Origin of the sequence: Rhodococcus cerastii (assembly GCF_033042195.1) — a bacterium.
GTDB lineage: Bacteria > Actinomycetota > Actinomycetes > Mycobacteriales > Mycobacteriaceae > Rhodococcoides.
The window spans coordinates 27729-51318 of the sequence record NZ_JAWLKF010000005.1 but is presented as its reverse complement, the minus strand read 5'-3'; the positions used below and the strand labels follow the sequence as shown (position 1 = coordinate 51318).

General features: G+C 65.9%; 17 protein-coding genes. 6 read left to right on the top strand and 11 right to left on the bottom strand.

Annotation, left to right across the window (positions count from 1 at the left end):
* Positions 1-38: 38 nt before the first annotated feature.
* The 5 genes from R3P93_RS12025 to R3P93_RS12005 all read right to left on the bottom strand — a co-directional run bounded on the left by R3P93_RS12025 (position 39) and on the right by R3P93_RS12005 (position 9930).
* On the bottom strand, positions 39-1346 hold the full coding sequence (locus tag R3P93_RS12025; RefSeq protein ID WP_255183163.1) for a replication-associated recombination protein A: 1308 nt from the start codon (positions 1344-1346) through the stop codon (positions 39-41).
* A gap of 148 nt (positions 1347-1494) precedes the next feature.
* Entirely contained in the window at positions 1495-2664 is a 1170-nt protein-coding gene (locus R3P93_RS12020) for a protein kinase family protein (RefSeq protein ID WP_317533096.1), read from the bottom strand.
* A gap of 155 nt (positions 2665-2819) precedes the next feature.
* On the bottom strand, positions 2820-3719 hold the full coding sequence (locus R3P93_RS12015; RefSeq protein WP_094641925.1) for a transglutaminase family protein: 900 nt from the start codon (positions 3717-3719) through the stop codon (positions 2820-2822).
* A complete protein-coding gene (locus R3P93_RS12010) occupies positions 3719-6412 on the bottom strand; it encodes a circularly permuted type 2 ATP-grasp protein (RefSeq protein WP_394855292.1) in 2694 nt (897 codons plus the stop codon). The genes R3P93_RS12015 and R3P93_RS12010 overlap by 1 nt, the downstream gene beginning before the upstream one ends.
* A 128-nt stretch (positions 6413-6540) precedes the next feature.
* The gene (locus R3P93_RS12005; protein WP_317533153.1) at positions 6541-9930 is read right to left on the bottom strand and encodes a transglutaminase family protein; all 3390 of its coding nucleotides are present in this window, start codon (positions 9928-9930) and stop codon (positions 6541-6543) included.
* A gap of 206 nt (positions 9931-10136) precedes the next feature.
* Between R3P93_RS12005 and R3P93_RS12000 the strand changes: the two genes are divergently transcribed.
* Entirely contained in the window at positions 10137-10757 is a 621-nt protein-coding gene (locus R3P93_RS12000; protein WP_082899037.1) for an RDD family protein, read from the top strand.
* A gap of 127 nt (positions 10758-10884) precedes the next feature.
* Positions 10885-11994: a DUF2189 domain-containing protein gene (locus R3P93_RS11995; RefSeq protein ID WP_317533094.1), complete on the top strand. Its 1110-nt coding sequence runs from the start codon at positions 10885-10887 to the stop codon at positions 11992-11994.
* 67 nt (positions 11995-12061) lie between these two features.
* Here R3P93_RS11995 and aspS read toward each other — a convergent pair whose 3' ends face one another.
* Positions 12062-13846, bottom strand: a complete 1785-nt coding sequence (gene aspS, locus R3P93_RS11990) for an aspartate--tRNA ligase (RefSeq protein WP_068050575.1) — start codon at positions 13844-13846, stop codon at positions 12062-12064.
* Between the two features lie 170 nt (positions 13847-14016).
* Between aspS and ypfJ the strand changes: the two genes are divergently transcribed.
* Positions 14017-14940, top strand: coding sequence for a KPN_02809 family neutral zinc metallopeptidase (ypfJ, locus tag R3P93_RS11985; RefSeq protein ID WP_317533093.1), 924 nt, complete (start codon positions 14017-14019; stop codon positions 14938-14940).
* Positions 14941-14966: 26 nt separating this feature from the next.
* Here the strand turns inward: ypfJ and R3P93_RS11980 are convergent, their stop codons facing one another.
* Positions 14967-15995, bottom strand: coding sequence for an Rv2578c family radical SAM protein (locus R3P93_RS11980; protein WP_269594187.1), 1029 nt, complete (start codon positions 15993-15995; stop codon positions 14967-14969).
* A 124-nt stretch (positions 15996-16119) separates the two neighbouring features.
* On the opposite strand from R3P93_RS11980, the gene R3P93_RS11975 reads away from it, so the two are divergent.
* On the top strand, positions 16120-16590 hold the full coding sequence (locus R3P93_RS11975; protein WP_317533092.1) for a DUF3237 domain-containing protein: 471 nt from the start codon (positions 16120-16122) through the stop codon (positions 16588-16590).
* A gap of 7 nt (positions 16591-16597) precedes the next feature.
* Here the strand turns inward: R3P93_RS11975 and R3P93_RS11970 are convergent, their stop codons facing one another.
* From R3P93_RS11970 to R3P93_RS11960, 3 genes are read right to left on the bottom strand one after another with little or no spacing between them, the layout of a single operon-like run.
* Positions 16598-17251, bottom strand: coding sequence for a hypothetical protein (locus R3P93_RS11970; RefSeq protein WP_094670203.1), 654 nt, complete (start codon positions 17249-17251; stop codon positions 16598-16600).
* Complete coding sequence (gene hisS / locus R3P93_RS11965) at positions 17241-18512, bottom strand: histidine--tRNA ligase (protein WP_317533091.1); 1272 nt, start codon at positions 18510-18512, stop codon at positions 17241-17243. Before hisS ends, R3P93_RS11970 begins: the two co-directional genes overlap by 11 nt.
* 2 nt (positions 18513-18514) lie before the next feature.
* Positions 18515-19207: an MBL fold metallo-hydrolase gene (locus R3P93_RS11960; RefSeq protein WP_068050583.1), complete on the bottom strand. Its 693-nt coding sequence runs from the start codon at positions 19205-19207 to the stop codon at positions 18515-18517.
* A gap of 191 nt (positions 19208-19398) precedes the next feature.
* Here R3P93_RS11960 and R3P93_RS11955 point away from each other — a divergent pair, with 191 nt between their 5' ends.
* Both R3P93_RS11955 and R3P93_RS11950 read left to right on the top strand, forming a co-directional pair.
* On the top strand, positions 19399-20262 hold the full coding sequence (locus R3P93_RS11955; RefSeq protein ID WP_068050584.1) for a peptidylprolyl isomerase: 864 nt from the start codon (positions 19399-19401) through the stop codon (positions 20260-20262).
* Entirely contained in the window at positions 20259-21053 is a 795-nt protein-coding gene (locus R3P93_RS11950; protein ID WP_068050585.1) for a peptidylprolyl isomerase, read from the top strand. The genes R3P93_RS11955 and R3P93_RS11950 overlap by 4 nt, the downstream gene beginning before the upstream one ends.
* Positions 21054-21122: 69 nt before the next feature.
* On the opposite strand, the gene R3P93_RS11945 is transcribed toward R3P93_RS11950, so the two are convergent.
* Positions 21123-23426: a RelA/SpoT family protein gene (locus tag R3P93_RS11945; RefSeq protein WP_068050588.1), complete on the bottom strand. Its 2304-nt coding sequence runs from the start codon at positions 23424-23426 to the stop codon at positions 21123-21125.
* Positions 23427-23590 lie beyond the last annotated feature (164 nt).

Below are 23590 nucleotides of genomic sequence, written 5' to 3'. Positions count from 1 at the left end.
CAGGTTAGCGTCGTCGGACCTCGCACTGACTCGAGGGCCTATCGGCCTCGGATGATGCGGCGCAGTTTCCCGACCCTGGTCGCGATTTCCCGCTCGGCACCGTGCTCGGTGGGCTCGTAGTAGTTCACGCCCACCAGTTCGTCCGGCGGATACTGCTGCCCCAGTACGCCGCCAGGACTGCTGTGCGGGTACCGATACCCGACGGCGTTCCCCAGCCCTTGCGCGCCCTTGTAGTGGCCGTCGCGCAGATGCGGCGGCACCGATCCCGACTTGCCTGCAGCCACGTCGGCCATGGCAGCACCGAGTGCGCCGATCACGGCACCGGATTTGGGCGCAGTGGCCAGATGAATCGTCGCCTGCGCCAGCGCCAACCGTGCCTCGGGCATACCGATCATCTGCACGGCGCTGGCAGCGGCCGTCGCGGTCTGCAGTGCCGTGGGGTCGGCCATCCCGATGTCCTCGCTGGCGTGCACCACGAGACGTCTCGCGATGAACCGCGCGTCCTCGCCTGCCGTGATCATCCGCGCCAGATAGTGCAGGGCGGCGTCGACGTCGGACCCTCTGATCGACTTGATGAACGCGCTGATGACGTCGTAGTGCTGATCTCCGTCGCGGTCGTAACGCACGGCGGCCTTGTCGACACTGGCCTCGACCGTCGCGAGGTCGAGCATCCCGTCGGTTGCAGCGCCCGCTGCCGCCTCGAGTGCCGTCAACGCCCGTCGGGCGTCGCCGGCAGCGAGACGCACCAGGTGATCCATCGCGTCGTCGGCGATGGTCACCGCACCGTCCAGTCCGCGCGGATCGTTGGCGGCGCGAGTGAGCAACAACTCGATGTCCTCGGATGCCAGCGGCTGCAACTGCAGAACCAACGACCGGGACAGCAGCGGCGACACCACCGAGAACGACGGGTTCTCCGTGGTCGCAGCCACCAACAACACGATCCGATTCTCGACGGCAGCGAGCAGTGCATCCTGCTGCGTCTTGGAGAAGCGGTGCACCTCGTCGATGAACAGCACCGTCTGCTCGCCCGAGAGCAGTCGGCGGCGCGCGAGTTCGATGACGTTGCGTACTTCCTTGACACCGGCCGAGAGAGCCGACAGCGCCTCGAACTTGCGTCCGGTAGCCCCCGAGATCAGCGACGCCAGCGTCGTCTTACCGGTTCCCGGTGGACCGTAGAGCATCACCGAGGACGCACCGGAGCCCTCGACCAGCCGGCGCAGCGGTGCGCCCGGAGCCAACAGATGAGACTGCCCCACCACCTCGTCGAGGCTCGTCGGACGCATACGCACCGCCAGAGGTGCGTCGGGCCTGACGTAGGTGGACGTGGGACGGGACTCGGCGATCATCGCCTCCGGGGGCGCAGGCGCGTCGAACAGTCCGTCGCCCAACTCGTCGCTTCCCGAGATATCCCCGCCGGAGAAGTCACTACCGATGCCGCCGCTCACCCGTCGAACGCTACCGATGCGACCGGCGGATGCGCGAACGGCGTATTCCTCAGCGCTCCCACTTGGTGCGCAGAGCGGTGCCGACCGACGTCGCGTAGTCGGCGATGTCGGTCTCACCGACGCGCGCGGCACTGTCTGCCAGCGCCGTCCACCGCGAGATCAGTGCCTGCGACCGCGGAACCGACAGGTGATGAGCACGCGCCGCTGCGATGCGAGTGTGGTCGTCGGGCAGGAACCAGTAGGTGCTCAGCCACACCCAGATCAGACGCGCGTCGAGAATTTTGCTCGCCAGCGTGGTGTCGTCGGCCAACGCTGGCCATATCCCCACCACTTCCGAGCGCCACGCGTCGATCATCGCCTGCTCGCGATCGTGTGAAAGCTCGAAGCTGCACAGGCAACCTGGGAACGACGCCAACGCGTAGGTGATGTCGAGGGTGGCGTCACGAAATCCGCCCCACTCGTAGTCGAGGAACCGCACGCCTTCGTCGTTGACGATGATGTTGTCGGGACACAGGTCGGACGGGCTGAAGGCGCGGAAGGCTCCGTGCGCGAACAGCCGTCCGCTGCGAGAGACGCGATCGAGAATGGCATCCGGAGTCGTTCCGACGCCGAGGAGATCGGTCAGCAAGCCGGGGACCTCGGCGAGCGCGTCGGGTATCTGGGCGGAGATCCCGTCGGTGGAGTCGGGTTGTCCCACCCGTCGCAGCAGAGCAGCGAAGTCGTCCTCACGGCCGACGGTGGCGGCGTGCATGCGGCCGAGCGCCTGCGCCATAGCCATCAGGGAATTGGTCACCGCGGCTTCGTCCGAGTTGCGCAGCAGGGTGGTGATGGGACTGGCGTCGCCGAGATCGCTGAGCACCAGCAGCCGTGCGTCGAGGTCGTATGCGTGCAGCTCGGGTCCGGGCCTGCTGTCCGTGGCCAGAGCGTTGGCGAACTGGTACGACGCTGCCTCGCGCAGGAAGGCACTGGAACCGGAGACGTCGGCGAGCTCGGCATGCAGTTCCGATTCGGCGGGCAGCTCCCGGACCTGCTTGATCACCAGGGTGCGGGGCAGCTGAAACGGGTTCTCGGACACTCTGACTCGCAACACGATCGCTTGACCGCTACCCCCCAGATTCACCGGGTCGATCAACGTCACCGGAGCTCCGGTGCGTTTGGTGAGGAGTCGCTGGGCTGCTGCTACTACCTCTGATACAGGGTCTGCCAGTGTTGCGGTCATCGATATCCAAGCTACCCGTTCGGTGTGTTCTGCTGTGCCGTCTCGGTGACTACGAATGGGAAACGATTGTCCGTTTTGCGGCTTTTCGCACGTTGCATTCGTAGATTCGACCAGATGGTCGGTTACCCCCGAGCCACCGAATTATGCCGGGTTCGCTACTGCGGTGCAACGTCCACCGATACGGCGATGGTGCTCTCCTCCGCTTCGGTGTAGATCACCCCGCGCAGGGGCGGCACGTCGGCGTAGTCACGTCCCCACGCCACGGTCGCGTATCGCTCGTCGACCAGCTGATCGTTGGTGGGATCGAACGCGAGCCACCGATCGTTCGGCATCCACACCGCAGCCCACGCGTGGGTCGCGTCGACACCGATCATCCGTTCCTTGCCGGGCGGAGGTTCGGTTGCGAGGTATCCCGACACGTACCGCGCCGCCAGACCCTGGGACCGCAAGCACGCGATCGCAAGGCGAGCGAAGTCCTGACACACTCCCGACCTCGCGGCGAGGACGTCGACAACGGTGGTCGAGACCGTCGTCGAGCCGGACAGATAGCGAAAATCGGTGAAGATCCGATGCGTCAGATCTACGACGACGTCCGCGAGAGGACGACCGGGCCAGAAGCTGGGGGCCGCGTAGGCGCGCACCTCGTCGGTGATCTCCGGAGTCGGCAGATCGAGAGCGAACTCCACGGCCGACGCGCGGGCCGGATCCGCAGGCACGCTCGCATCGAACAGCGCCATCCGAGCCGACTCCCAGGATGCCGTCGCCGGCCACGAGGTCGTCTCGTCCGCCGGACGAGGATAGACCTCCACCAGCGAATCCGCCGTGACCACCAGCTTCTCGTGGTCGTGCGTGACGTGGAAGTACACGTCCTCGTTGCCGTAGACGTCCACGCCGAAGGATTGATCGGTGGGAGCCGGCTCCACCGTGACCGACTTCTCCAGACAGTGCTGCCCGTCCATGTCGCGGGGCGCGAGGAATCCGCGCCCGTAGGACGAGGTAACGCGGTCGGAATACGTGTAGGTGGTGATGTGCTTGATTCGGTACCGACGACTCATCACCGCACTCCGTTCGCAGTTCGGATGTTGGCGCTGCCCCACAGCGGCTGCGTGCCACCGGGCAACGACATGTGCGTGGCGAGGACGACGCGGGACAATTCCTCCAGCGAGTCGTGGATGCCGTCCACCAGCTCGAGCAACTCCACTCGCCTGCCGTTCGCATCGACCGATTCCAGATCGCCCGGGTCGACGCGCCGCAACCGCACCCGCATCTGCTCGACGAGCTGCTCGGGCCGCGACGTACCCGAGGCGTCGGGCAACGAACCCAGGTCGTCCCGCAGCCGATCGAGCTGGTAGACCAACGCTCGCGGGTTGCCCTCGTCGAACAACAACAGTTGCGCGACGGCCGCCGGACGCGCGCGCCCGCTGTTGCGTCTGCGGTAGATCACCGACGACTCGGCCGCGGACAGCACCGAATCGATGACCGCTTGTTCGGTGGAGGGCGTGAGAGCGTGGCTCAGCGTGGCCGAGAGCAGCGCAGTCAGCTGCAGACCACGCTCGATCCGTTTGCCTGCATCCATCAGGTACCAGCCCGCGTCTCGCACCATCGATTCCGATGCCAAGCCGGCCAGCGCAAGCAGCCCGCGCAGCACACTCGACTGCGACGACGCCAATTGCGCGCCGTTGTGAACCGGCGACTCGGCCAGCTCCTCGAGCGCGGTGTCGATGCGGTTCAGCACCGCCCAGGTGTCGTTCGAGAGCTGGTCGCGCACCGCGCGCGCCGCTTGCTGCATCCGATCCACCGATTGGGCCAGCGAACCCGGACGTCCCGTCGAGAGCATCAGCGAGCGCATTTCCACGCTCGCATCACCGCGGTTCTTCTCGTCGAGGAATCCCGGCCAGGTGCGCGAGACCTTCGTGACCGCTTCGAGAAGAATCGGCAGACTTTCGCTGCCTTCGAGCCACGGCATCGATCGATAGTCCTGATTGCGTTCGCGCGCAGCGATGAGCAATCGAGTCATGTCCTCGGCACGCTCGCTGTAGCGGCCGAACCAGAACAGGTCGCCGAGCACACGCGGGGAACTGACGACATCGACGTTGGACGCGGCGTACTGCGGCAACTCCTCCACCGTGGCGGGCGGGGTGTGCGGAGCGGAGTCGGCCGGGGTGACCCGTTCCACCGACTTGACCCACACATCCTTCGACGCCACCGTGATGAGCGGTTCGGTGACCGGTGCGGTGAGCACCACCTGCCCCAGTCCGCCGCGCATCGGCGTGTACCCGCCCCGCTGCGCAACCGTGAACAGCCGCATCCCCACCTGCGCCGGCGCCACCGACAACTGCGAACCCGAGCCGCCGTCGATCGACGAACCGACCGGAGCCAACGAGAACTCGGGGACTTCCTGCCCGGTCCACTTCCACGGCTCGGCGAGAATTCGCTTCCACAGCTCCTCCGCGGCGACGTCGGTGAGATCGTGCCCCACCACCGTGCGACGTGAGGTGGTCGAGCGCAGCACCAGCGAACGCATCCGGCTTCCGATGTGCGAGAGCTGATCCGGGTCGCCACCCCAGTAGGTCTGTACCGAACCGAGAATCAGATCCTCGTCCAGCAGGGCACGACTCAACGCCGGAAGCAACGGAAGCAGAGCCGGGTTCTCGAGCACACCGCTACCGAGCGTGTTCACCACGCTCACGGCCCCGCGCCGCAGCACTTCGACCAGACCGACGACTCCCAGATGCGAATCCGGGCGCAGATCGAGTGGGTCGGCGAACTCGGCGTCGACTCGGCGCAGCACCACATCGACCCGGCGCAGCTTGCCGAGCGACCGCATCCACAGACAGCCGTCGCGGACCACGAGATCGGCATTCTCCACGAGCGGAAAGCCGAGAACCGTTGCGAGATAAGCCTGATCGAATGCCGTCTCGGAATGCGAACCGGGACTGAGCACCACCACGACCGGATTCTCGGCCGATGCGGGTGCCGCATCGCGAAGCGCCAGACGAACCGCCCGAGCGAACGTGGACAGCGGCCTGGGATTGCTGGCCTGGAACAACTCCGGCATCGCGCGCGACATCACCCGCCGATCGGCGAGCGCGTACCCCACTCCCGACGGTGCCTGCGTGCGGTCGGCGACGACCCGGAATTCGCCGTCGGAACCTCGGGCGACATCGGCGGCATGCATGAACAGCTGATGCGGCCCCGGAACGGTGATCGCATGCGCCGTCCGCAGATAGCCCGGGTTGCCGAAGACCAACTCCGGTGGAATCAACCCCCGACGAACGGTTTCCTGAGCACCGTAGATGTCGGTGAGCATCGCATCGAGCAACATCGACCGCTGAACCAAACCTGCTTCCAGACGGTCCCACTCGTCGGCCGCGACGACCAACGGAACACTGTCCAACCCCCACCGAACAGCACTGGGCAACGCCTCGCTGCCACCCGACGGAATCGGGTTGTACGTGATGCCGTGGTCGTCGACCAGACGGCTCACCCGCGACTGCAACGTCTGCATGGCACCCGAGCCGGCCTCGCGCATACCGTCGATTAATTCCGCCCAATGCGGACGGACGTCGTCGTCGGCATCGAGCATCTCGTCGAACCGATCGACACGACCGGTCACGGCCTCACGCCGACCGCGATACGCGAGCCACGGCGACCCGGCACCACTCGAAACGTCGTCGTTCCTGCCGGCACCACTCGAAACATCATCGTTCCTGCCGGCTCCACTCAGGGTGGTATCCACGGGCACCATCGAGCCGTTGTTCCTTCCGTCGGTCGATCACACTCCGCCGCCGGGTGACTCCGCTGCCTGCGGAACCACCCGATACGCGTCGGACCGAGATCGCTACCGGTCGACTCGTTCTCCTGTGCAGTCGCGCGTCAGGACGTGATGACTCCGGTCCGGCGCAGGTCGAGCATGCCGGGCGCGGACACATCGATCGCTTGGCGAGCGTGCATCTCGAGCAATCTTGCTACGTCCACCTTGCCCGAGGTGAACCCGCCCTCCTCGAAGCGGCCGTTACGGCGCGCTTCGGCTTCCACGGAGTTGACCGGCGGTCCCTCGTACGAGCGACCGCCCGGGTGCACCACGTGGTACGAGCACCCGCCGACCGCACGTCCGGTCTGCATTTCGACCAGATCGAAACGCAGCGGACTCTGCACCTCGATCGTCGGGTGCAGAGCACTCGGCGGCTGCCAGGCGCGGTAACGCACACCGGCGACCTGCACGTCCTGACGCTCGGTCCGCAACATCGGCACCGGCACCCCGTTGCACGTCACCATGTAGCGGCCCGCGTCGGCTCCGGCGACCTGAACCTGGATTCGTTCCACCGAAGAGTCCACGTACCGAGCGGTGCCCGAGGACGTCGATTCTTCGCCGAGGGTGTTCCATGGCTCGATCGCACCCCGCAGCTCGATCTCGGCGTCACCGACCACGGTGGTGCCGATTCGGGGGAATCTGAACTCGGTGAACGGATCGAGCCAGCTGGTGTCGAAATCGATGCCGTGCTCGCGGAGGTCCTCGACGACACGCCCGATATCGTTGATGACGAAGTGCGGCAACATGTACCGACCGTGCAGATTGGCACCGTGCCGGATGAGAGGTGCCTTCAGCGGGGTGTCCCAGAACCGCGAGACCATCGATCGCACGAGCAGTGACTGCACCATCGCCATCTGATGGTGCGGCGGCATCTCGAACCCGCGCAGTTCGAGCAGTCCCAGTCGTCCGCGAGTGGAGTCGGGACTGTAGAGCTTGTCGATGCAGAACTCGGCGCGGTGCGTGTTGCCGGTGATGTCGGTGAGCAGGTGCCGCAGCGCTCGGTCGACGACCCAGGGCGACGCCGATCGGTCGGCCCCGGTCAGTCGTTCGATCTCGCTGAATGCGACCTCGAGCTCGTAGAGCGATTCCTCGCGGCCCTCGTCGGCGCGAGGAGCCTGCGACGTGGTGCCGATGAAGCGGCCCGAGAACAGGTACGACAGCGACGGGTGCCGCTGCCAGTGCGTCAGCAGCGAGACCAACAGGTCCGGTCGACGCAGAACGGGTGAATCCACCGGCGTCACCCCGCCGAGCGTGATGTGGTTTCCACCGCCCGTTCCACGCGTGGTGCCGTCGTTGTCGAATCCCTCTGTGCTCAAACGGGACTGACGCGCCTCGAGGTAGAGACGCTCCATCAGATCGTTCTGTTCCGCCCACGAGGAGGTCGGTTGCACGTTGACCTCGATCACACCGGGATCCGGTGTGACGGTGAGGGTTTGGATACGAGGATCGGACGGCGGACCGTAGCCCTCGATCACGACGGGCGTGTCGATGGTCGACGCCGCCTGCTCGACCTGCGAGACGAGATCGACGAAGTCGTCCAACCGATCCATCGGCGGCATGAACACGTGCAGGACGCCGTCGCGAACCTCGGCGACCAGTGCGGTGACGGCGGTGCCGCCCACCCCGGACGTCTCGTTCACCAACTGCGCGTAACGCGACTCGGCCGGGTTCACCGCACGCGGCGGTTGCTGGGTCAGCTGCGGTGTGGGCAGATCCGGCTTGGGCGCGGTGGGGTCTGCCGGGTTCTCGACGGGACCGCCGTCCCAGGAGATCGCGCGAAGTGGCAGCCGCAGGCCCGCGGGAGAATCGCCCTCCAGCAACACTATTCGGCCGCGGCGCAACTTCCAGTCCGAGCTCTCCCAGCCGGAGCCGTCCTCGGTGCGCGAGATGGGCAGAACGAATGCCGCAGGCTCGTCGGTACTGGCATCGAGCCGTTCGAGCAGTTTCTTTCTGGCATCCGCGGAATCGGCTCCCGGTTCGAGATCCTCGTCGTCGGCGGGCGGATCACCGTAGGGCTGGCGAACCAGGTCCAACAGTTTCACCAACGGGTCCTCGTAGGCGGGACGCGCCTGTGAGGCGGGCAGTCCGAGCGCCTTGACCAACTCGTCGATCAATGCCTGCGACGCCGAATTGTCCACCGGATCCGGGCGCAGGTCCTCGGCCAACCAGGGATCGGCGATCAGATCGGAGTCGTGCCACAGAGCTTGACCGTCGGTACGCCAGAACAGTCCCACCTGCCACCGCGGCAGAGGTTCGCCGGGGTACCACTTGCCCTGGCTGCGCTGCACCAGACCGTCCGGTGCGTAGATGGTGCGAAGCCGTTCAGCGAGCACACTTGCCAGCTTGCGCTTGTGCGGACCGTCGGCAGTGGTGTTCCACTCGGGCGCTTCCTGATTCTCGATCGCGACGAACGTGGGCTCGCCGCCGACGGTCAACCGAATGTCCTGATCGAGCATCCGCTCGTCGATCTTCTCGGCTGCGGCCTTGATCGATTCCCACTGCTCGGCGGTGTACGGCAACGTCGTTCGCGGATCCTCGTGGACGCGGACGACGGTGTTCGAGAAGTCGAGTTCGGCCTTGCACTTGCTCGTCGCACCGGAGATGGCGGCGGCCGTCGACGGGTGCGGTGTGGCCGACAGTGGAATGTGGCCCTCGCCGGCGAACAGACCCGATGTCGGGTCCATCCCGACCCAGCCCGCACCGGGGAGGTAGACCTCGGTCCAGGCATGGAGATCGGTGAAGTCCTCCACCGGCCCGGACGGGCCGTCCAGCGACTTTACGTCGGAGGACAACTGAACCAGGTAACCCGAGACGAACCGCGCTGCCAGACCCATCTGACGCAGTACCGACACCAGCAACCACGCCGAGTCGCGGCACGACCCGACGGCGGACGTCAGGGTCAGATCGGGGGTCTGAACTCCGGGTTCCATGCGCACGGAGTACCCGACGTCGCCCATGACGGCTTGGTTTGCCATCACGAGAAAATCGATGGTGCGCAACGACTCTCCGCGTTCGGTGACAGCCGCCCGCAGCTTCTCCACCCAGGCCGAGACCACCGGTCCCGGTCCGGATCCGGCCTTGCCCTCGTCCACCGGCCGTAGATACGGCTCGAGGTCGGGCAGGTCGTGCTCTTCGTACGCGAAGCCGTAGTGCTCGGCCCATTCCTCGACGAAGAAGTCGAGGGGATTGATGGACGCCATGTCCGCGACGAGTCCGACGGTGATCGACAGGTGATCGGTTCGCTCGGGGAAGACCACCCGAGCGAGGAAGTTTCCGAACACGTCCTGCTGCCAATTGACGAAATGCTCCGCCGGCTCGATCTTCAGCGAGTACGCCTCGATGGGAGTGCGCGAATGCGGTGCCGGTCGCAGCCGAATTTCGTGCGGAAAGATCTTGACGGTGCGGTCGAATCGGTAGCTGGTGCGGTGTTCGAGTGCAACCTTGATGCCCACGGCGAGCCCCTCGTGATAGTCCCGGTATGGGTAGAACACCCAACCCTAGTAGGACCGGGCCCGGTGCGCTCGGCGAGAAATCGTGTCCGAAATGTACCGACCGGGCAGGTGTGTAGTGCTTGACACCCTCTTCGTGGTGGGGTTCGCTCGGCGAGAATCGAGTATTCGTTCGACGCACGCCACACTTTGCAACCAAAGGGAATCTCGTGAGCGACAATCCACCCAACGGACCGCAGTACGGGTCCGATCCGAACCAACCCCAGTACCCCACGAATCCAGCGTCCGGTTACCCACCGCCCGGCAACTACCCACCGCCCGGCAACTACCCACCGCCCGGCAACTATCCGCCGCCACCGGTAGGCGGAAACGCCGGATTCGGGCTGGGCTCGCAGTTGCCCGGCGGCGCGCAGCCCGGCAGCCTCGGATCACGTTTCGCGGCGCGCTTCCTGGACTTGCTCATTCTCGCGATCGTCCAGATCATCCTGTACTTGATTCTCCCCAGCGGGTTCTTCGGAACTTTCCTGATGGGTCTCGCGACTGCGCTCCTCGGCTTCGCGTACTTCACGCTGCTCGAGTCCTCCCGCGGCCAGACTCTGGGCAAGCAACTCCTCGGCCTACGCACCCTCGGCCCAGCAGGCGGACTGCCCACTCAGGCCGAGGCGGCCAAGCGCAATGCCTTCCTTCTGCTCAACATCGTGCCGTTCGTCGGCAGTTTCCTGGTGATCGTGGCGTACATCGTCGTTGCGGTGACCATCAACTCCAGCCCGACCAAACAGGGCAAGCACGACGAGATCGCCGGCGGAACCCAGGTCATCAGCATTTCGTAACAACCCGTCCACGCACGAGCGGACCTCCGACATCAGGCGGAGGCCCGCTCGTCTGCGTTCACAGTGTTTCGGGGTCTCGGTGCTCCGAACCACCCCACGCGTCCCGACCACAGACCAGGAGAACGACGTGAACGACGATCCGACCGACGAACCTCGGCCCGGCCAGGGTTCCGATCCCGACCGCCCCGAAACGCCGAACACTCCCCCGCCGAACACGGGAAACACCCCGCCGCCTGCCGGCGGTCAGTATCTGCCCCCGCCCGGGAACTACCCGCCGCAGGGGAACTACCGACCGCAGGGACCTCAGGGCGGCTACCCGCCTCCCGGTGGCTACCCACCCCCGCCCGGAAACTACCCGCCCCAGGGCAACTACCCACCACAGGGCGGCTACCCGCCTCCCGGTGGCTACCCACCCCCGCCAGGAAACTACCCGCCTCAGATCGGCGCGCCCGGCAGCTATCCACCGCCACCCGGTGCGTATCCACCCCCGCCCGGCAACTACGCGAACTACGGCAACCAGGGGTACGGACAGGTGCCGTTGGGTCCCAATCCCGGTCGCCTGGATGTCGGTGCAGCGCTGAGTTACGGCTTTGCCAAGTTCAAGGACAACGTCGGCCCGTGGCTCGCCATCACGGCCATCGTGTGGGCCGTCAGTGCTATCGGGGTCGTCCTGATCTTCGCGTCGACGTTCACCGCGGCGATGGCAGCCGCCGACAGCGGTGACACGACGTTCACGACCACGACATCCGGGGTGGCCATCGTCGTCACGGCCATCGCCACGTTCGTGTCGTATTTCGTCAACGCCGCCTACGTTCGCGGAGCCCTGGACGAGACCGGCGCTCCCGAGAAACCGTCGTTCGGGCGGTTCTTTGAACTCACCAACGTCGGCCAGATCGCCGTCCTGGCGTTGATCTGGACCGTCGTCAGCGTGGTGCTCGGTTTCATCCCGTTCCTCGGAACGGTCCTTCTGATCGCGATCGGCTTCCTCGCGAACTTCGCCTTGACGTTCCTGATCGATCGCAACCAGTCGGCGATCGAATCCATCAAGTCGAGTGTCGACCTGACCGTCAAGAACTTCGGCCCGATGCTGCTGCTACTACTTCTGTTGACCGCGATCAACATCGGCGGCGCGCTGCTGTGTGGCCTCGGTCTGCTGTTCACCATCCCGATCTCGGTGATCGCGACCAACTACGCCTACCGCGTCCTCACCGGCGGTCCGCTGTCCCCCGCACGCTGACCTGATCCAAACAGACGAATGTCCCCGCAACGCACTGCGCTACGGGGACATTCGTTTTCGAACCCTTCTAGGCCTCGGCTGGTTCTTCCTTCTTCTCCGGCTTGAAGTCGACGCCCGATTCCTTACGCTGCTGCGGCGTGATGGGAGCCGGCGCGTCGGTCAACGGGTCGATGCCACCGCCGGACTTGGGGAACGCGATGACCTCTCGGATGGAATCGACTCCGGCGAGCAGCGCGGTGATGCGATCCCAGCCGAACGCGATGCCGCCGTGCGGCGGTGCGCCGTACGAGAAGGCATCGAGAAGGAAGCCGAACTTCTCCTGTGCCTCTTCCTTGCCGATACCCATGATCGCGAACACCCGTTCCTGAATGTCCTTGCGGTGGATACGAATACTGCCGCCGCCGATCTCGTTGCCGTTGCAAACGATGTCGTAGGCGTAGGCCAGAGCAGATCCGGGGTCGGTGTCGAACGTATCCATCGACTCCGGCTTCGGGGAGGTGAACGCATGGTGCACTGCCGTCCACGCACCGGATCCGACGGCCACGTCCCCACTGGCTGTGGCGTCGGACGTGGGCTCGAACAGCGGGGCATCGACGACCCACACGAACGCCCACGCCTTCGGGTCGATCAGGTCGAGCTTCCGAGCGATCTCGCCGCGAACGGCACCGAGCAATCCACGGGATGCCTTGACAGGGCCGGCGGAGAAGAAGATCGCATCTCCGTTCTTCGCGCCGACGTGTGCGGCGAGGCCGTCGCGCTCGGCGTCGGTCAGGTTCTTGGCAACCGGACCACCCAGCGTGCCGTCCTCACCCACGAGAACGTACGCGAGGCCCTTGTGGCCACGCTGCTTGGCGAATTCCTGCCATCGGTCGAGCTGCTTCCGGGGCTGGCTCGCGCCACCGGGCATGACGACCGCACCGACGTACGGGGCCTGGAACACTCGGAAGGTGGTGTCGGAGAAGAAGTCCGTGCACTCGACCAGTTCGATCTCGAAGCGAAGATCGGGCTTGTCCGAACCGTAGCGACGCATCGCCTCGGCGTAGGTGATCCGCGGAATCGGAGCCGTGAAGTGATGCCCGACGAGCTTCCACAGCGATGCCAGGATCTCCTCGGCCAACAGGATGACGTCGTCCTGGGTGACGAAGCTCATCTCGACGTCGAGCTGAGTGAACTCCGGCTGACGGTCGGCGCGGAAGTCCTCGTCTCGGTAGCACCGGGCAATCTGGTAGTAGCGCTCGATACCGCCGACCATGAGCAGCTGCTTGAACAGCTGCGGACTCTGCGGCAGAGCGTAGAAGCTACCCGGCTGCAACCGCGCCGGCACCAGGAAGTCGCGGGCACCCTCGGGGGTGGATCGCGTGAGCGTCGGAGTCTCGACCTCGACGAACTCGTGGTGCGCGAGCACCGAGCGGGCAGCGGCGTTGACATGAGAGCGCAGGCGAATGGCATGCCCGGGGCCCTCACGACGCAGATCGAGGTAGCGGTACTTCAGACGCGCTTCTTCGCCCGGCTGGTCGTCGAGCTGGAACGGCAGCGGTGCCGCCTCGGACAGAACCTCGATCTCGGAGGCCTCGACCTCGATCGCACCGGTGGGGATCTCGTAATTGGCGTTGCCCTCGGGGCGGCCCTCGACCTTGCCGGTCACCTTCACGACGTATTCGGCGCGCAGGCGATGGGCCTGCTCGAGTGCTGCTCCCTCACGGAAGACGACTTGGGACACACCGGACGCGTCGCGCAGATCGATGAAGATGACGCCGCCGTGATCGCGTCGGCGGGCCACCCATCCCGTCAGCGTCACGGTTCGGTCGACGTGCTCGGGGCGTAATGAGCCGGCGAGGTGGGTGCGCAGCACGGGTGTCCTTTCGAGAAAAATCCGCTGATCGTGTTCTTCGCTCACCGATCCTACGGAGCACATGACCGTAGAAGGAAACGAGATCGCGACGCGGCATGCGAAGCTATGGCCGACAGCAGCGATGTGTGTTCTCGCCACAGGGTGGGAGCTCGGCGGAGAGGAACTCTGGCATGACCTTCAGAGAAGGTTCGCGGATGGAGCGGGGTCGAGTCTCCGTCGGCGGCAGCGGTGGCGGCGGACGCGGTGGCAAACTCGCCATCGGCGGTGGTGCAGGCGGCCTGATCATCATCGTCATCGCGCTGCTCTTCGGCGGAGATCCCGGTTCGATTCTCAATCAGATCAGTGGCGGTGACAGCTCGGCGGGGCAGGTCGACTCCGGCACCTCGGGGACCCTCGAGGGCTGCGAGACCGAGGCGGACGCGAACACCAAGATCGACTGCCGTATCGGATTCACGGTGTCGAGCCTGGACACCGTCTGGGAATCGCAGCTGCAAGCTCAGACCGGCGTCGCCTACGTTCAGCCCGGCGTGAATCTGTTCTCGGGAGCAACCAACACCGGCTGCGGCAACGCCACCAGCGCCGTCGGGCCGTTCTACTGCCCCGCCGATTCCACCGCCTACTTCGACACCAGCTTCTTCCAGGTTCTCGTCGACCAGTTCGGCTCGAGCGGCGGCCCCCTGGCGCAGGAGTACGTGGTGGCGCACGAGGTCGGCCATCACCTGCAGAACCAACTGGGCGACATCGGCCGCGCGCAGGCCGATCCTCAGGGACCCGAGTCCGGTGGCGTCAAGGTGGAGCTGCAGGCCGATTGCTACGCGGGAATCTGGGCGCACTATGCAGCCGACACAGTCGATCCGGACACCGGGGTTCCGTTCCTCGAGCCGCTGACCACCACCGACATCGATGACGCTCTCTCCGCCGCGTCGGCGGTGGGCGACGACCGGATTCAGCAGGCATCCACCGGCAGCGTCAACCCCGAGGGCTGGACGCACGGTTCGTCTGCACAGCGACAGGCATGGTTCACCGCGGGCTACGAGACCGGGCAGGTGGCGGCCTGCGACACGTTCTCGGCGCGCGACCTGAACAATCCCTGATCCCCGAAGTAGTCGGAACGACGTAGTCAGAACAAGGTGAGGGCCGGCCCCGAGGTCACCGACGCTCGGGGTTCGGCAGGTTCGTTCACGGGCAGCGAGCGGGTCTGCTCTGGGGCGAACCCGTACTTGTCGAGCAACGGATCGATGCGGCCACGTAGCCACTGCTTGTACTCCGGAGTCACGTACGCCCCGTGCCCGTAGAGCTGACGGTAACGCCGCACCAACGCGGGGTGCTCCTTCACCAGCCAGCTCATGTACCAATCTTTGGTGCTCGAACGCAGATGCATCGGCAGGGCCGTCACGGTCGTCGCACCCGCCTCGGCCAGAGCACCGATGAGGCCGTCCAGTTGCTTGGCCCCGTCGGTGAGGAACGGAATGACCGGTGCCACCAGAACTCCGCACTCCAGTCCGGCGTCGCGGACCGCTCGAACGAGGTCCAATCGCGCTCGCGGACTTGGGGTTCCGGGCTCGAGCTGCTTCTGCAGGTCGGCGTCATGAATAGCGAGGCTGATGCTCACGTGCACGTCGACTTGCTGGGCGGCCAACGTCAACAGGGGTAGATCGCGTCGCAACAGTGTGCCCTTGGTCAGAATCGAGAACGGAGTGCCAGATTCGGTCAGCGCCCGAATGATGCCGGGCATCAACCGATATCGGCCCTCCGCGCGTTGGTAGGGGTCGGTGTTGGTTCCCAGCGCCACCGGCTCACGCTTCCACGATCGCCGCGAAAGCTCCTTGCGCAGAACGGCCGCGACGTTGGTCTTGACGACGATCTGCGAGTCGAAGTCGTTGCCGGAGTCCAGATCCAGGTACTCGTGGGTGGGGCGGGCGAAGCAGTATCGACATGCGTGCGAGCATCCGCGCATCGGGTTGACGGTCCACGAGAAGGGCACCTGCGATTCGCTCGGAACCTCGTTCAGGGCGCTCTTGCACAGCACCTCGTGGAAGGTGATGCCCTCGAACTCCGGCGTCTGTACGCTGCGGACCAAACCCGACCGCTCGAGCCCCGGTAGCGCCCCGTCGTCCGCGGCGTCGAGAGTCTGACCCGCCCATCGCATGCACACAGTCGAACATTTGTTCTATGCCGTGTCAAGGCCGGCCCGCCACTGCCGATCCCCGCTCGGGTGTGGTCATGGGAAGGCGATACCGTAGGCCCCCAGTCGATCCTAGGAGTGCACCGCCGTGACCGCCCCGAACACACCGACCCTCGAACCCATTCTGCGTCTCGGCCTCACACTCGGACCGGGAATCGACATCGGTTCGGTACCCGCGGGCGAGCGGGTCGTCACCACTGTGCTCGGCGGCGCAGCTCCCGGCCCCGACATCGAGGGAACTCTCGCAGCCGGGTCGACCGTCGTCAGCGTGACGCGGCCCGACGGATGCACCGAGTTCAGCAGCGACCTCGTTCTGGAATTGGCGACCGGAGGCTACCTCTCGCTGGACTACCGAGGGGTTCAGTTCGGGCCTGCCGAGGTCATCGAAGCTCTGAACGATCCCGAGCGAGAGGTCGATCCCGCCACGTACTACTTCCGCGGCACACTCCGCGTGTCGACGGCGGTGCCGAAGTTCACCTATCTCAACCGCGCACTCGTCGTCACGTCCGGATCCCGCTCCGCCGAAGCCGTCGTGCTCGACGCCTTCCTGGTGACCTGATCACGGTTCAGTCGAGCAACTGCGCGACCTCGCGGTCGGTCAGCGTCGCCTGCGGAGTTCGCCCTTTGCTGCGAACCAGTTCGACGGCGCGATAGAGCGGCCGCTGATCGAGTCCGGCATCGCGCGCCTCGGCACGCAGCTGATCCACCAGCACCGATGCGATCGCTGCGGCTGGTACCAGCTCGGTGGTCCACAGCGAGTCGGCGAGGCTGCGTAACGCGAGAATCGGCAGCTCACGGCCCCCGTCCCTGGTGTAGAGCGCAAGCGGAACCACGATGTGTGTACGCCCGTCGTAGAGCCGCAGCGAGATCTGATCGATTCCGGCCGTCCGAATTGTCAGTTCGGCCGTCACCACCTCCGGCATTTTCAGCCGGCGAGTGCGCAACCCTCGCGCGCACAGTTGCGGGCCGTCGAGCCACACCCGTCGGCGCAGACCGAGCCAACCCGACAGCACTGCGGGACCGCCGACGATCACCCCGACGAGAACTGCGACCCACACCGGCGCGAACAGCGCCAGGACGACGGCGAGAACGATCCCGATCACGGCCGACCCGACCATTATCTTGCGCAGGCGCGGTGCCAGGAACTCCACCGAGACCAGGTCGAGGGCTACCGGCCCCGCGTTGGACCGAGAGTCACCGGGCCGGGACTCACCGGGCAAGGCGCGCTCCGAGGGCGTCGACCACGTCGGCCATCGGAACGGTGTCCTGCTCGCCGTTCGAAAGGTTTTTCACCAGAACCGATTCCGCAGCCAGTTCCTGATCGCCGAGCATCAACGCGAACCGCGCCCCGGACCGGTCGGCGGCCTTCATGGCACCCTTGATCCCGCGATTGCCGTAGGCCATGTCCACGGCTATTCCTCGTTCGCGTAGCTGAGCCGCGATGTCGACGATCGCCAGCTTGGCGCCGGCACCCATCGGAACGCCGAAGACCTGACATCGTGACGTTGCGCCCGCGGTCTTGCCTTCGGCGGCGAGGGCCAGCACGGTGCGATCGACGCCGAGGCCGAACCCGATTCCGGAGAGCGCCTGCCCGCCCAGCTGTTCCATCAGCCCGTCGTAGCGTCCGCCGCCGCCGATGCCCGATTGTGCGCCGAGCCCGTCGTGCACGAACTCGAACGTCGTCTTGGTGTAGTAGTCCAGGCCCCGCACCATCCGCGGATTCACCAGGTACGGAACGTTCATCACGTCCAGGTATGCCAGCACTTCGTCGAAGTGTTCCTTCGCCGATTCGGAGAGGTGATCGAGCATCAGCGGTGCGTCTGCGGTCATCGCGCGCACCTCAGGGCGCTTGTCGTCGAGCACCCGCAGCGGGTTGATCTCGGCGCGTCGACGGGTGTCCTCGTCGAGGGGAAGCGCGAACAGGAACTGCTGCAACAGCTCTCGGTACTGCGGGCGGCAGGTGTCGTCGCCGAGCGAGGTGATCTCGAGCCGGAACCCGGTGAGCCCGAGGGTACGGAAACCGGCGTCGGCCACGGCGATGACCTCGGCGTCCAGCGCCGGGTCGTCGACGCCGATCGCCTCGACACCCACCTGCTGCAGCTGCCGATACCGGCCGGCCTGCGGGCGTTCGTAGCGGAAGAAGGGCCCGGCGTAGGCGAGCTTGACCGGCAGCGCTCCCCGATCCAATCCGTGCTCGATCACCGCGCGCATGACTCCCGCAGTGCCTTCGGGACGCAGCGTCACCGATCGATCTCCGCGGTCGGCGAAGGTGTACATCTCCTTGCTCACCACATCGGTCGACTCCCCGACTCCGCGGGCGAACAGCCCGGTGTCCTCGAAGATCGGCAGTTCGATGTGGCCGTAGCCGGCGTTGCGGGCGGCGTCGAGCAGCCCCTCGCGTACTGCGACGAACTCGGCCGAGTTCGGGGGGAAGTAATCGGGGACGCCCTTGGGCGCAGAAAAGGCGGTCGGCTTGCTCACGTTCACAGCTTCCCTTGCTCGGGGTCGGTGAGTCCAACGAGGAACGGATTGGACTCGCGCTCCTGGCCTATCGAGCTCTGTCCGCCGTGCCCCGGGAGCACCACCGTGTCGTCACTGAGCGGTAGCAGCCGACTCGCGATCGATCGCAGCAGCTGATCATGATCGCCGCCGGGCAGGTCGCTGCGCCCGATCGATCCCGCGAAGAGGGTGTCCCCGGTCAGTGCCAACGGAACCGAGCCGTCGGGCCCGTCTGCATGGGCGAGGAACACGACGGATCCCTGGGTGTGCCCGGGGGTGTGCACCACCGTGAACTCGATTCCGGCGAGCTCGAGCCGGTGACCGTCCGTGAGCTCGATCACCTCGGCCGGTTCGTGGAACTCGAGGTCGCCCAGCACTGCCGCCAACGTCGGGCCCGTTCCCTTGATCGGATCGGCCAGCATGTAGCGGTCCTCGGGTGCGATGTACGCCGGGATGCCGTACTTTTCGCAGATCGGCTCCACCGACCACGTGTGGTCCAGATGACCGTGCGTGAGCAACACTGCGGTGGGGGTGAGCGAGGACTGTGTCAGGAAGTCGATCAGCGGATCCGCGGCGTCCTGACCGGGATCGACGACGACACACTCGGACGCGTCGTCCTGGGCCAGGATGTAACAGTTGGTCTGAAACATGCCTGCGGGGAATCCGGTGACGAGCAAGACAAACGCTCCTAAAGGCTGAGGCCGAAGTACCGAGCAAGCTTAGTGTGGCCGCTCGCGTCGGGTCCCCCCAGCATGCTCTCAGGCAACAGTGGCAAACTCGCGTTGGCCGATTCTCGGCCGGTTACCACACGATCGGTCCGTGCAGCGAGCGGGCGAGGTCGTTTTTCGACAAGCGGGAGGAACACGAATTGCCCAGCAACGAGCAACGGCGCGAGGCTGCCAAACGAAAGCTCGAACGCCAACTCGTACGCCGCGCCGAGCGAGCGCGGCGTCGTAAGCAATTGACGATCGTCGGTTCCGTTCTCGGCGTCGTCGCGGTCGTGGCCGTCGTCTCGGTCGTGTTCGTGGTGACGCGCGGTGACGACGATGCGAGCACCGCGCAGGAATCGTCGACGTCGGCACCCGCCGATTCGATCATCGCAGCGGGACGCACCGAGCCGCTGCCCGAGACGGTGAACTGCTCCTATCCCGCTGCGACGCAACCGGCGGCCAAGGAGAACACTCCCCCGCGCACCGACAACGTCCCCACCAGCGACGAGCCGCTGAGCTACAGCATGACCACGTCTGCGGGCAACATCGGTCTGACGCTGAACAATCCCGAGGCTCCGTGCACGGTCAACAGCTTCGTATCGCTCGCCAACCAGGGCTACTTCGACGGCACCACCTGCCATCGACTCACCACGGGCGCGGGCCTGCAGGTGCTGCAGTGCGGCGATCCCACCGGCACCGGGTCCGGCGGGCCGGGGTACCAGTTCGCCGACGAATTCCCCACCGATACGTATGCCGAAGGCGACCCCGCCGCACAGACCCCGATCTCCTACCCGCGCGGAACGTTGGCCATGGCCAACGCAGGCCCGGGTACCAACGGCAGCCAGTTCTTCCTCGTCTACGGCGATTCCGAACTGCCGCCCGCCTACACCGCGTTCGGCACCATCGACGAGACCGGACTCGCCACACTCGACGCCATCGCGGCCAAGGGTGTGGAGGGCGGCGCATCCGACGGAGCCCCCGCCGAACCGGTCGACATCACGTCCATGCTGAGCGACCTGTGAACCGCGCCTCGGCGCTGACGATCGCGGTCTCGGCCACCGCGCTGGTACTCGCAGGGTGTTCCGGTTCGACCGAACCGGCAGCCGCACCGACCACCACACCGTCGTCGCCGACGACCACGACGACCGAAGCACCCGCGCCGCGTCCTGCACTCGACCTGTCCCGGTTCGGTGCGTTGCCGCCCGTGCCGCAGCCGACGACCGATACGGTGTCCTGCTCGTATCCGGCGGAGTCGCCGGCCGCCAAGGAGGTCGACGCTCCTGCGACCGACAACATCGACGTGTTCGGAAACGTCGACGTGACGCTGTCCACCAATCAGGGTCCGATCGACATCACACTCGACCGCACTCAGGCACCGTGCACCGTCAACAGCGTCGTCGGCCTCGTCCAGCAGGGATATTTCGACGGCTCGCCCTGTCACCGACTGACGACGTCACCGGGCCTCGAGGTATTGCAGTGCGGTGATCCGTCCGGGTCCGGTCGAGGTGGACCGGGATACACCTTCGCCAACGAGTACCCCACCACCGCGTACACCGACGACCCGGCCCAGGCCGAGAATCCGGTGGTCTATCCCCGAGGAACGTTGGCCATGGCCAACGCAGGCCCAGATACCAACGGCAGCCAGTTCTTCCTGGTGTACGCCGATTCGGTGCTGCCGCCGCAGTACACGGTGTTCGGCACGATCTCGGACTCCGGTCTGCAGACCCTCGACGCCATCGCTGCGGGCGGGGTCACCGGTGGCTCCGAGGACGGCGCACCGGCGAACCCGGTGATCGTGGAGTCCGCCGCCTGAGTTCGCGCTCGAAGGCCGAGAGGGTGAGCAGAACATCTGCTCACCCTCTCGTCGTTCTCGGACTGCCGCTCAGGCAGCAGACGTCAGGCGGTACACGTCGTAGACGCCCTCGACGTTGCGCACCACGTTCAGCACGTGCCCGAGGTGCTTCGGGTCGCCCATCTCGAACGTGAACTTGCTGATCGCCACCCGGTCCCCCGATGTCGCGACGGACGCCGAAAGAATGTTGACCTTCTCGTCGGCGAGCGCCTTGGTGACGTCGGACAGCAGTCGATGACGGTCGAGTGCCTCGATCTGAATGGCGACCAGGAACACCGACGACGCCGACGGCGCCCACTGAACCTCGATGAACCGTTCGGACTGTTCCTCGAGCGACCGTGCGTTGGTGCAGTCGGTGCGGTGGACACTCACCGATCCACCACGGGTGACGAATCCGAGGATCTCGTCTCCCGGCACCGGGGTGCAGCACTTGGCGAGTTTCGCGACGACGCCCTCGGATCCGGTGACCAGTACGCCCGCGTCGCCGACCTGACGGGGTCGAGTCGGGATGGTCGACGGGGTCGACCGCTCGGCGAGCTCTTCCTCGACATCGCCGACGCCGCCGAGATGGGCGACCAGCCGCTGCACCACGTGCCGAGCGGACACATGATTCTCGCCGACCGCGGTGTAGAGCGCAGAGACGTCGACGTACCGTAGCTCGTGCGCGATTGCCGACATCGACTCGGCATTCATCAAGCGCTGCAAGGGTAGCCCGCCTCGACGGACCTCCTTGGCGATGCCGTCCTTGCCCGCCTCGAGAGCTTCCTCGCGGCGCTCCTTGGCGAACCACTGGCGAATCTTGGTCTTGGCACGCGGTGAGGCGACGAAACCCTGCCAGTCCCGGCTCGGACCGGCAGTGGCGGCTTTCGAGGTGAACACCTCGACCACTTCACCGTTGTCGAGAGTCCGTTCCAGTGCCACGAGTCGACCGTTGACCCGCGCACCGATACAGCGATGCCCCACCTCGGTGTGCACCGCGTACGCGAAGTCGACCGGACACGATCCGGCGGGCAGGGTGACCACGTCGCCCTTGGGTGTGAAGACGAAGATCTCCTTGACCGCGAGGTCGTAACGCAGCGACTCGAGGAACTCTCCCGGATCGGCGGCTTCTCGCTGCCAGTCGAGCAGCTGACGCATCCACGCCATGTCGTCGACCTCGGCATTGTCCTGTGAATGCTTGCCCTTGGTCTCCTTGTAGCGCCAGTGCGCCGCAATTCCGAACTCGGCTGTACGGTGCATGTCCCGCGTCCGGATCTGCACCTCGAGGGGCTTGCCCTCGGGTCCGATCACCGTGGTGTGCAGCGACTGGTACACCCCGTAGCGCGGCTGCGCGATGTAGTCCTTGAAACGGCCCGCCATCGGCTGCCACAGCGAATGCACCACGCCGACAGCGGCGTAGCAGTCGCGGATCTCGTCGCACAGGATGCGGACGCCCACGAGGTCGTGGATGTCGTCGAAGTCGCGGCCCTTGACGATCATCTTCTGGTAGATCGACCAGTAGTGCTTCGGGCGACCCTCGACGACGGCACTGATGCGCGACGCGGCGAGTGTCGCGTTGATCTCGGCCCGAACCTTCTCGAGGTAGGTGTCGCGGGACGGCGCACGATCGGCCACCAGACGCACGATCTCGTCGTACTTCTTGGGGTGGAGTATGGCGAACGCCAGGTCTTCGAGCTCCCACTTGACCGTGGCCATTCCGAGCCGATGGGCAAGCGGCGCAATGACTTCCAGCGTCTCCTTGGCCTTGCGCGCCTGCTTCTCCGGGGGCAGGAACCGCATGGTGCGCATGTTGTGCAACCGGTCGGCGACCTTGATGACCAACACCCGTGGATCTCGCGCCATCGCGATGATCATCTTGCGGATGGTCTCGCCCTCGGCCGCAGTTCCGAGCACGACCTTGTCGAGCTTTGTCACTCCGTCCACGAGATGAGACACCTCGTCGCCGAATTCCTCGGTCAACTTGGCCAGCGAATACCCGGTGTCCTCGACGGTGTCGTGCAGCAGCGCCGCAACCAGGGTGGTCGTGTCCATTCCGAGTTCGGCCAGAATGTTCGCCACAGCGAGCGGATGCGTGATGTAGGGATCGCCGGACTTGCGCATCTGCGAGGCGTGCAGCTCGTCGGCCACGTCGTAGGCCCGCTGCAGCAATGTCAGGTCGGCCTTGGGATAGAGCTCGCGGTGCAGGCTGACCAGTGGCTCGAGCACCGGCTTGACCGCCGCGCTGCGTCCGGCGGTGATGCGGCGCGCCAGACGCGCCCGCACCCGACGCGATGCCGAGGTGGGGACGGGTGCCGAATTACGGGTTCCCGACGGAGCCTGCGCATCGTTCGCCACCGGGCCGTGGGGTACCGGAGTATCGACGGCCGGGCGGGAATCACCGGACGCGGCCTCGTCTGTCGTGACGACGTCGACACCGGTCCGTTCGGTGACCCCGGTCTGATCGGCAACGGGCCGTTCGGGGACGGCAGGCCCATCGGGCAAGGGCTGATCGATGTAAC